2 protein-coding genes are annotated in these 2,894 nt (G+C 75.9%); one reads left to right on the top strand and one right to left on the bottom strand.

Annotated features, from left to right (window positions below):
• Positions 1-288 precede the first annotated feature (288 nt).
• Positions 289-1,983, bottom strand: coding sequence for an MFS transporter (locus tag E1291_RS40650; RefSeq protein ID WP_207401237.1), 1,695 nt, complete (start codon positions 1,981-1,983; stop codon positions 289-291).
• A 107-nt stretch (positions 1,984-2,090) separates the two neighbouring features.
• Here E1291_RS40650 and E1291_RS40655 point away from each other — a divergent pair.
• Positions 2,091-2,894, top strand: an 804-nt coding sequence (locus E1291_RS40655) for a histidine kinase (protein ID WP_442316406.1), incomplete at its 3' end; no start/stop codon positions are given.

Raw genomic sequence — 2,894 nt, forward strand, 5'->3', positions numbered from 1 at the left:
CCCCGTCGCGGCGACGAGCCCGCGCCGTCCTCCGCGCGGCCCCTCCGCGCGCCGCCGCTCCAGGCGCCGCGCTTGTCCGCGCCGCGCTCGCCCGCGTCCCCCGAACACGCCCATGATCCCGCTCCCGCCGGTCGCCGCCGACCGCCCGCCGGCATTGCCGAACCTCCGTGGCGGTCCGCCTACGGAGGGTGAGAATGGCAAGGTAGACGCTCGGACGGGACGGGACCGGCGGGCCGCCGGAGTTTCGATGTCTCGATTGGGTGACGGCCCGCCGGTGGAGTCCCGCGATCAGGCCACGCGGGCCCGGCGGGGGAGCAGGAAGGCGACCAGGAACGCGGCCGCGGTGAGCGCGAGGGTCAGCAGGGCGACGCGCTCGGCGGCGTCCAGCGCGTCGTGCTCGTGGGTCACGACCCCCGCCGTGGCGGCGGCCCTCGCGGCCAGGGGCGCGGTCCCGGCCACCGGAGCGGCGGCGCAGCTCGCCGGGACGGTGTCGGGGTCGTCGGAGCGCTCCCGGTCCTGGACGCACGTCCGGAGCCCGGCCGTGATCCGGTCCCGCTCGCCCGCCGGGACGCCCGCCGCCGCCAGCCCGGCGCGCAGCGCGGGCGCGGCCTCGGCGTCGAAGTTGTGCCCGGCCTGCGCGCCGATCACCCCGAAGAAGACCGTGCCGAGGACCGCGACGCCGAGCGAGGCGCCGAGCTGCTGCACCGACTCCAGCGCGGCCGAGGCCGAGCCGACCTCGTGGTCGGCGATGCCCGCCACGATGATGTCGAACAGCGGCACGAAGATCATGCCCATGCCGGCGCCGAACACCAGCAGCGGCGCGGCCAGGTGCCAGCCGCCGAGCCCGGTCCCGGCGGTGCCGAACACCGCGTACAGGGCGGTCATGCCCGCGGCCATCATCGTCAGCCCGATGTGCAGGACGTGCCGTCCGAGGCGGTTCATCGTCATGCCGCCGAACGCCGACCCGGCGAACGCGCCGATCGCCCAGGAGACCATGGCGAGGCTCGCGCCGAGCGGGCCGTAGCCGAGGCCGAGCTGCAGGAACAGGCCGACGGCCAGGGAGAACCCGGTGATCGTCCCGAAGAAGACGACGACGAACAGCACGCCGGAGCCGTAGGAGCGCCGGGCGAACACGCTGAGCCGCAGGAGCGGCGTCCGGCCGGCGCGTCCGCGCCGCAGCTGGTGGACGGTGAACAGGGCCAGGACGGGCACCGAGCCGGCGAGGAGGATCAGTGACCAGGCGGGCCAGCCGAGCTCGCGGCCCTGGACGAGCGGGTAGACGAGCATGCTCATCCCGGTGCCCCCGAGGAGCATGCCGGTCACGTCGAGGCCGCCGGAGCGGTCGGTGGCGGCCGGGGCGGGCAGGACGCGGGCGCCGACGACCAGCGCGTACACCCCGATCGGCACGTTCAGCAGGAAGATCGCGCGCCAGCCGGTGCCGAGCGGGTCGGCGTCGATCAGCAGCCCGGCGGCCACCGGCCCGAGGATCGTGGCCAGGCCGATCACCGGGCCGAACAGGGCGAAGGCCCTGCCGACGTCCCGGGCGCCGAACAGGTCGCGGATGAGCCCGAAGCCCTGCGGGACCATCACCGCGGCGCACAGTCCCTGCGCGACCCGGGCGGCGATCAGGGTCTGCGGCGACCAGGCGAACGCGCAGGCCACCGAGGTCACCATGAAACCGGCGGTGCCGGCCAGCAGGACGGGCCGGCGGCCGAACACGTCGCCGAGCCTGCCGCCGGTCAGCAGCGCCACGGCCAGCGCCAGCGTGTAGCCGGCGGCCGTCCACTGCAGCGCGGCGTACGAGCCGCCGAGGTCGGCGCGGATCGCGGGGGCGGCCACGCCGACCACGGTGGAGTCGAGCAGGTTCAGCAGGGTGGCGGCCAGGATCGCCGACAGGCCGAGCCAGCGGCGCGGGTGCGGCGCGGGCGCGCCCTCCGGGCGGGTCCCGGGAGCGGCGTCCCGGGCGTCGAGCGTGGCGGTCACGGCTCTTCCTTCCTGTTGGAGCGGAATGCTCTGTTCCGATACTAGCAGAACGGAATGCTTCATTCCACATGCGGTTGGTAGATTCCGTGCCGGGGGAGGGGATCAGGGTGGGGACACGGGGCACGCTGCGCATCTACCTCGGCGCGGCGCCCGGCGTGGGCAAGACGTACGCGATGCTCGGCGAGGGCCGCCGCCGCGCGGAACGCGGCACCGACGTGGTCGCCGCGTTCGTCGAGACCCACGGCCGGGCCCGCACCGCCGCCCTGCTCGCCGGCCTGGAGACCGTCCCGCGCCGCGAGATCGCCCGCGGCGGCGCCGTGCTCACCGAGCTGGACCCGGACGCGGTCGTGGCGCGGCGTCCCGAGGTCGCGCTGGTCGACGAGCTCGCCCACACCAACGTCCCGGGGTCCCGCAACGGCAAGCGCTGGCAGGACGTCGAGGAGATCCTCGACGCGGGCATCGACGTCGTCTCCACGCTGAACATCCAGCATCTGGAGTCGCTCAGCGACGTCGTCGAGCGGATCACCGGCGGCGCGCCGCGCGAGACCGTCCCGGACGAGGTCGTCCGCCGCGCCGCCCAGATCGAACTGGTCGACATGGACCCCGGGGCCCTGCGGCGGCGGCTCGCGCACGGCGACGTGTACGCGCCGGAGACGGTCGACGCCGCGCTCGCCGACTACTTCCGCGTCGGCAACCTCGCCGCGCTGCGCGAGCTGGCCCTGCTGTGGGTCGCCGACCGCGTCGACGAGGGCCTCGCCGACTACCGCGCCGGGCACGGCATCACCGACGCGTGGGAGGCCCGCGAGCGGATCGTCGTCGGCCTGAGCGGCGGGCCCGAGGGCGAGGCGCTGGTCCGCCGGGCCGCGCGGATCGCCGCCCGCGCCGGGCGCGCCGAGCTGCTCGCGGTGCAC

Origin of the sequence: Actinomadura roseirufa, from assembly GCF_900659635.1 — a bacterium.
GTDB lineage: Bacteria > Actinomycetota > Actinomycetes > Streptosporangiales > Streptosporangiaceae > Spirillospora > Spirillospora roseirufa.